The organism is Saezia sanguinis (assembly GCF_963921665.1).
Classification (GTDB): Bacteria; Pseudomonadota; Gammaproteobacteria; order Burkholderiales; family Burkholderiaceae_C; genus Saezia; species Saezia sanguinis.
The window spans coordinates 114,873-121,876 of record NZ_CAWUGC010000006.1 but is presented as its reverse complement, the minus strand read 5'-3'; the positions used below and the strand labels follow the sequence as shown (position 1 = coordinate 121,876).

Genomic DNA, 7,004 nt, shown 5'->3' with positions numbered 1-7,004 from the left:
TAGCTTTGCATGGTTGGAGAAAAACCGCAGACTATGGAAAAACTGTGAACGCAAGCTCAACACCAGCTTACAGTTTGTCCTTATGGCTTTCCTTACGCTACTACTTAAAAGATCGTGAACAAGTTCTCACAGCTTTTGTACACATTTCTACAAACCTGCTAAAACCATTGCGCTTCATTCAATCTGTAGTGAAAAAATACCTGTTTATCGTTTTAAAAGTGAATTTCCAGCTGGCAAAAGTACAACACGTCAATTCCACCCGGCCACAATACCCGGTTTTGCTCACATTTGCACCATGCCACCATTTTTGCAATGCAAACACTTTTGCCGATATTGTCACAGCACTGCATAACTCTTGACTGCCACAGGTGAAAACGCTTGACTCCACAGAGCATGCCAATTAGCATAAACTGGTCTGACCAGAAGTTATTGGCCTGACTGAAGATGTTATTCAAAATATGCGCAAATACTGCATAACGTGGTTCATGCGTGAATTATCACAAGTATCATCAGTTAACTAGGGTGCTTTCATAACAAGAAAGATTCGTATTACAACGAATGCAAGCGATAGATACATGTTTCCATGCCCTGCTACAAACAGGTTCATGGCTTAATCGGGCTCTCACTGTCGGGTTTACATGCGTTTCTTTGCATCTCACAGGTTATGAAGCACATTTGAAAGTCACTTTTCCTGGAGCCAAATTAAAATGAAACGCCGTTCATTCTTAAAAACATCATCTACATTTGCGCTGGCCTTAGGCGCACCGGCCATTATTCATGCACAGTCCAAGCAGTTTGAAGGGATTACGTTAAACATCAACGGGTATGGAGGTGACTTCAGCCGTATTCTGACAGAGTATGTCAGCAAGCCTCTGGAAGAGAAAACCGGCCTGAAAGTATCCTATCAGGACGGAACTGCTTCCGCAGCCGTGGCAAAACTCCTGGCTTCCAGAAACAACCCGCCATTTGACATCATCATGGCAGACAGCCCCAATATTCCGGAGTTGATGCGCTCAGATATTATTGAGCCTGTCACCAATGCAGAAATCCCCAACTCCAGCAAACTTCTCCCAGGTGTGCGTGAATTCGGTGACTTCGGCATGCCTTTCCTGACCAATGCGGTTGTGCTTACCTATAACTCAAAGCATGTCAAACAGCCGGTCACTTCATATGCCGATCTGGCGCGTGCCGACCTTAAAGGCCGGGTGGGCTGGATGAGCCCAAGCCATACAGCAGGCCTGCTGGCGCTGATTGCATTAGGCGAAGCCAATGGGGGAACTCTGGACAACATGGAACCCGCCTTCAAGGCGCTGGCTGCCATGAAGGACAATATTTCCATGGTCAGCGACAGCACCGTCAGCATGGTGCAGTTGTTTGAGCAGGAAGAGGTCTGGGCAGGTGCATTCTGGGATGGCCGCGTTTATTCCATGCGCAACAAAGGTTTCCCAATGGAATCGGTTCTGCCTAAAGAAGGTGCTTACGGTCTGTTTAATTATCTGGCCCCGGTCAAGGGAACCAGAAAAAAAGATGCGGTTCTTGCCTATATCAACCAGGCATTGTCTGACGAGGCTGCAAACGCACTGGTGGAATTCTTCCGCTATGCGCCCTGCACCAACCTGGAACTGGCACCGGAAGTGGCCAAAGATGTGGTGGTTTATGGAAAAGACCGCTCTATGCTCAAACCGATCGACTGGGACAAGGTTTCACAGATCAGAGGCCAGTTGCTTGAACAGTTCAATAAAGCAGTGCGCTAAAAAACGGATAGTTTACAAGGCCTTTGCTGGCGCTATCATATAAGCGCAGAAATTTACGCGAGCTTGCAAAAGAAGAAACATGTCGCATCGTAAAGTTACATTCATTTTGCTTCTGGCAGCACCGCTGGCCCTGTTGCTTGTATTCCTTGTGGTTCCTATCCTGGGTCTGCTGCGTTCAAGTTTTTATGAAGGCAGCGGGCCGGCAGGATCAGGCTTTACTTTTGCCCAATATGGCAAATTCCTGTTAGACAGTTACTATCTGACGGTACTGGCAGAAACCATTGGTTTCGGGCTGGCCAGTGCATTTGTCAGCCTGCTGATCGGATTTCCTGTGGGTTATTCGCTGGCAAGGCTGCCACCGGAAAAAAGAAGATGGCGCATGGTACTGGTTATTCTGCCATTGACGCTGAGCCTGGTGATTGTTGTTTTCGGCTGGATTGTGGTCCTGGGCAACACTGGCCTGCTGAATTCGCTGCTGGTGGGGCTGGGCGTGATCGATGCGCCCAAACGCCTGCTGTCGAATCGTATTGCCGTGCTGGTGGTTCTGGTGCAGCAGTTTCTGCCTTTCATGATTCTTTCCATCATGAGCGTCGTATCACAGATCAGCCCGGTACTTGAACAGGCCGCATCCAATCTGCGGGCCAACCGTTTCACCACCTTCCGCCGGGTAATTCTTCCACTGTCCATGCCCGGCATCTTATCCGGCCTGACGCTGGTTTTCATCCTTTCAGTTTCTGCATTCATCACCCCCAAACTCATTGGCGGGTCGCGGATTCAAATGGTAGGCAGCCTGATTTATGAACAGGTATTAACGGTGCTGAACTGGCCATTTGCAGCCGCCATGTCTTTTATTCTGCTGGCTCTGACACTGATGGTGACCTTCATTGCCAATACAGCACTTGCCGTGCGTTTTACATCCAAGGGGAAAAAGCATGCGGCTTAACCTTATAGATACGCTGATGCGAATCTGCGGCGCCATTCTTCGCCCGCTGGTCTACATCACGCTGTCGCTGCCCGCGGTTATCATCATCATTTCTTCGTTTACCGCCGGCAATAACCTGCGTTTTCCGCCTGAAGGTTTCTCCCTGAAATGGTACAGCGCCGCCTTCGCCAGCGAACCTTTCATGACGTCGTTATGGATCAGCACCAGACTGGCGCTGATTGCAACAATATGCTCTTTGGCTATTGGCGTATCTGCCGCCTTTGTGCTGGACCGATACAACTTCAAGGGCAAGGAAACGTTCAGAACACTCACGCTTTCCCCACTGATTATCCCGATGGTGGTGCTTGGACTCGGGCTGCTGCAGTTCCTGTCATGGCTGGGTTTAAGCCAGACGTTTATCGGGTTGCTGATCGGCCATGTGCTGATCACATTGCCTTATGTGGTCAGAACACTGACGGCCGGTTTCATTCTGTTTGATAAAACACTGGAACAGGCCGCCATGAACCTGCGTGCCTCTCCCTGGACCGTGCTGCGCAAAATCACCCTGCCCCTGTTGGCTCCAGCGTTGATATCAGCGGCAGTATTTGCATTTGTCACATCGTTTGGCAACATCACATTGTCTATTTTTCTGGGATTTGGCGGTGAAACGACGCTGCCGGTGCAGATCTTCACTTATGTAGAGCACAGTTATGATCCGATTCTGGCAGCAGTGTCCACCATTGTGATTCTGGTTACGCTTGTTGTCATAGCCATTGTTGAAAAATTCTCAGGTATGGAGAAAATTGCGTGAACGTGGGTACCAAAGAAAATGCAGCGACCAAACTGCACACAAATGCCTCAGACGAAATTGTTGTGTCATTGAGTGGCATCAGCAAGAGGTATGGTGATTTTGCTGCGGTTGATCATCTGTCGCTGGATGTGCACAAAGGCGAGCTGGTCTGCCTGCTGGGCCCCTCCGGATGCGGAAAAACAACCACCCTGCGCATGATTGCCGGCTTTGATCTGCCCACCAGCGGAACCATCATGATCTCAGGGCAGGAAGTATCCCAACTTCCGCCCTATCAAAGAGACACAGGCATGGTTTTCCAAAGCTACGCATTGTTTCCCCACATGACCGTAGCCGACAACATTGCGTTTGGGCTGGATAACATCGGGATTGGCAAAACAGAACGCAAACAACGCATACAGGAAATGCTGCAATGGGTCGAGCTTGATCACCTGGCCAGCCGCTACCCCAGAGAACTTTCCGGTGGCCAGCAACAGCGTGTTGCACTGGCGCGGGCGTTAGCGCTGCGCCCGGCTGTGTTATTGCTGGATGAGCCGTTTTCCAACCTGGATGCCCGGCTCAGGGTTCGTCTGCGTGAAGAGTTGAGAAAACTCATCGACCAGATCAATATCACCACCCTTTTTGTCACCCACGATCAGGAAGAGGCGCTCATGCTGTCTGACCGAATTGTGGTTCTCAATGCCGGCAAAGTTGAACAAATCGGCACGCCGGAAGAAATCTATGAAACCCCGGCAACCCGTTTTGTTGCGGAATTCATCGGCTGGTGCACGCTACTGGAAGGAGAAGTGCAAAATGATACTTTTACTTCGACTGCAGGCTTTTCGATGCCGGTTCCCAGTGCCGCCAATGGCCCGCAACTGCTGGTATTGCGTCCTGAGTATCTCAGGCCGGCTGCCGCGTCCGCAGAAGTACCAGGCCTCAAGGGAGTTGTCCAGTCATCCGAGTACTATGGCTCCATGACCAGGATGGTTCTGCTGGTCTGTGGAGAACGTCTGCTGATGGAGGCACACTTTCCTGCAGGAAAGCGGCCCCAGATCGGAGATGAAATCCACATCCAAGTTGATCCGCAAGGAATCAGACTGATTCCTTGCGGGTAAAAACGTTCTTTTGTTATCACCTTATTTATGAATGCATTTGGCGCAGGAGTACGTCATGAAAAATCAGCTTCTTGCCTGGATTGAACAGGATCGTGAAAAGTTTATCCAGTTTCTCAGACAATTCGTTCAGGCCGCATCACCCAACCCGCCGGGCAACACCGTTGCCACCATGCAGCATATCCGTTCGCTGCTGGATCAGGAAAAAATACCATACGACATTCGCATCAAAGAGCAGACCATGCCCAATCTGGTTGCTTCGTCCACTTTTGCGGCCGGAGACAAACACCTGGTGCTCAACGGCCATATTGATGTGTTTCCGGTAGAGAACGCATCGCAGTGGCAAAGTGAACCATGGGCCGCAGAAGTTCATGACAACCGCATATATGGCCGCGGTGTCACTGACATGAAAATGGGCTCAGCATCTTTGCTGTTTACGTATATTTATATGCAACGGCTCAAAGAGCACCTCAAAGGCAAACTGACTTTGACACTGGTATCTGACGAAGAAACCATGGGACCCAATGGGGCCAAATACCTGTTTTCGGATTTTGCCGATGAAGTGACTGGCACATCCTGCCTCAGTGGTGAGCCCAGCAGCCCGTATACCGTGCGCTTTGGAGAGAAGGGGGCAGTCTGGCTGAAGTTTGTCATCACCACCCCCGGTGGTCATGCTGCATACGCGCACCTGAGCCCCAATGCCATTGACCTGGCTTACCGGCTCATAGAAGACCTGCGCGGCTTTATTCAGTTTAAATACACAGAGCCTGCAGAAGTTGTTAAAGCGCTGGAAGAATCCAAAGTGGAGTTTGACAAAGCCAACGGCGCAGGCGCTTCCAAACTGGCACGCTCCATCATCGTCAATGTCGGCACCATGAAAGCAGGCCCCAAAGTCAACATGATTGCTTCACGCTGCGAGTTTGAAGTGGATGTGCGCCTGCCCAACGGAGTGACCAAAGACGATCTGCTGGACTACATTGAAGCCCTCAAGCGCAAACATGACTTCAGCTACGAAGTCATGATGATCAATAACCCGAACTGGTGCGACCCTGATTCAGAACTGGCCCAGATTGTCCGCAACAACGCGCACTCAACCACCGGAATCAGGCCTGTCAATGTGCTGGGCATGGCCAATACCGATGCGCGTCTGTGGCGTTACAAAAATGTTCCCGCAGTTGTCTATGGCCCCACACCCATCGGCATGGGCGGCGTTGACGAACACGTATCTATTGATGAGGCATTGAACATACTTCGTGTACATGCTCTTTCCTCCTATGATTATTTGAGTAAATAAAACAGTCCATGAAAAAAGTAGTATTGATTGCAACAGGCGGTACGATTGCATCAGCTTGGAATGAAAAAGAGGGGGATGTGCGAGCATCCATTCCCGGAGAATCACTGATAGAAAAAATATCGCCTTACCTGACAGATATCAGCCTGGAAATTGAAAACTTCAGCAATATCGGCAGCCATCGCATGACGCTTGAAAATGTTTTTCGCCTGGCCAAATGCGCTGAAAAACATCTGATGCGCGAAGATGTATGCGGTGTTGTGATTACCCACGGCACAGATACCATGGAAGAAAGTGCCTATATGGCCGACCTGGTAGCCAGCTCTGAAAAGCCGGTTGTGTTCACGGGTGCCCAATACAGTGCCGACCAGCCCGACAGTGACGGGCCGCGTAATCTGTATACGGCCATACTGGTGGCAGCCAGCCCGCATGCTGCGGGGCTTGGTGTTTTGCTGGTTTTTGACGGCGAGATTCATGCAGCCAAATTTGTGAAAAAAATTCATAGTTCCCAATTGCATGCATTCGATTCTCCAGGGCATGGCAAGCTCGGCTTCATTGATGGAGATGAGATCTGCATCCAGCAACGCCCCGCAGTGATCAGAAAATACAAGGTGGATGGTATTGAAAGCAGAATCGATATCATCAAACTGGCCATTGGCATGGATGGCCGGTTTGTCCAATGCGCGATCAACAGCGGAACCAAAGCCATTGTGATCGAAGCATTTGGCCGGGGCAATGTGCCGCCTGCGGTATTTTCGGTGATCAAAGCGGCCGTCAAGGACAATATCCTGGTTGTTATCACAACCCGGTGCGAACAAGGTGGCGTCAGGCCGATCTATGGAGATGGTGGAGGCAAAGACCTGGAGCGCATCGGCGTGGTGTTTGCCGGGGATATGCCGGCAATCAAGGTGCGTATTCTGTTGTCCGTCATCCTGATGATCACACAAAACAAGGATGAAATTTCCAAAGCCATTCATGAAGCACTGGACTCAGAATCATTGATGTCCACCCTTCACATGGAATGAATACACTGCCCCCTCTATGCCCTCTTACACCCCCTGGCCAGGCTGAGTATCACGCTCTTCCCTGGCCAACGGGTGTGTGTCTTCTATAATAACGGCACTTTAACCTTTCG

Annotated in this window: 6 protein-coding genes and 1 pseudogene; all 7 read left to right on the top strand. The window is 50.3% G+C overall.

What is annotated here, in order from left to right; translation table 11 throughout:
* Positions 1-118, top strand: a pseudogene (locus AACY98_RS05125) (IS5/IS1182 family transposase); the annotation flags it as partial.
* Between the two features lie 589 nt (positions 119-707).
* A complete protein-coding gene (locus AACY98_RS05120) occupies positions 708-1,754 on the top strand; it encodes an ABC transporter substrate-binding protein (protein ID WP_339802394.1) in 1,047 nt (348 codons plus the stop codon).
* 79 nt (positions 1,755-1,833) lie between these two features.
* Positions 1,834-2,697, top strand: a complete 864-nt coding sequence (locus AACY98_RS05115; protein ID WP_126978049.1) for an ABC transporter permease — start codon at positions 1,834-1,836, stop codon at positions 2,695-2,697.
* Positions 2,687-3,487, top strand: coding sequence for an ABC transporter permease (locus AACY98_RS05110; RefSeq protein WP_339802389.1), 801 nt, complete (start codon positions 2,687-2,689; stop codon positions 3,485-3,487). Before AACY98_RS05115 ends, AACY98_RS05110 begins: the two co-directional genes overlap by 11 nt.
* The gene (locus tag AACY98_RS05105; RefSeq protein ID WP_339802386.1) at positions 3,484-4,581 is read left to right on the top strand and encodes an ABC transporter ATP-binding protein; all 1,098 of its coding nucleotides are present in this window, start codon (positions 3,484-3,486) and stop codon (positions 4,579-4,581) included. Before AACY98_RS05110 ends, AACY98_RS05105 begins: the two co-directional genes overlap by 4 nt.
* Before the next feature lie 55 nt (positions 4,582-4,636).
* Complete coding sequence (locus tag AACY98_RS05100; RefSeq protein ID WP_339802384.1) at positions 4,637-5,872, top strand: M20/M25/M40 family metallo-hydrolase; 1,236 nt, start codon at positions 4,637-4,639, stop codon at positions 5,870-5,872.
* An 8-nt stretch (positions 5,873-5,880) separates the two neighbouring features.
* Positions 5,881-6,894, top strand: a complete 1,014-nt coding sequence (locus tag AACY98_RS05095; RefSeq protein WP_339802381.1) for an asparaginase — start codon at positions 5,881-5,883, stop codon at positions 6,892-6,894.
* The last annotated feature ends 110 nt before the right edge of the window (positions 6,895-7,004 follow it).

Excerpts from the sequence above, each read along its gene's own strand:
- AACY98_RS05115 (WP_126978049.1), top strand. The coding sequence starts at position 1,834 with ATGTCGCATCGTAAAGTTACATTCATTTTGCTTCTGGCAGCACCGCTG.
- AACY98_RS05095 (WP_339802381.1), top strand. The coding sequence starts at position 5,881 with ATGAAAAAAGTAGTATTGATTGCAACAGGCGGTACGATTGCATCAGCT.
- AACY98_RS05120 (WP_339802394.1), top strand. The coding sequence starts at position 708 with ATGAAACGCCGTTCATTCTTAAAAACATCATCTACATTTGCGCTGGCC.
- AACY98_RS05110 (WP_339802389.1), top strand. The coding sequence starts at position 2,687 with ATGCGGCTTAACCTTATAGATACGCTGATGCGAATCTGCGGCGCCATT.
- AACY98_RS05100 (WP_339802384.1), top strand. The coding sequence starts at position 4,637 with ATGAAAAATCAGCTTCTTGCCTGGATTGAACAGGATCGTGAAAAGTTT.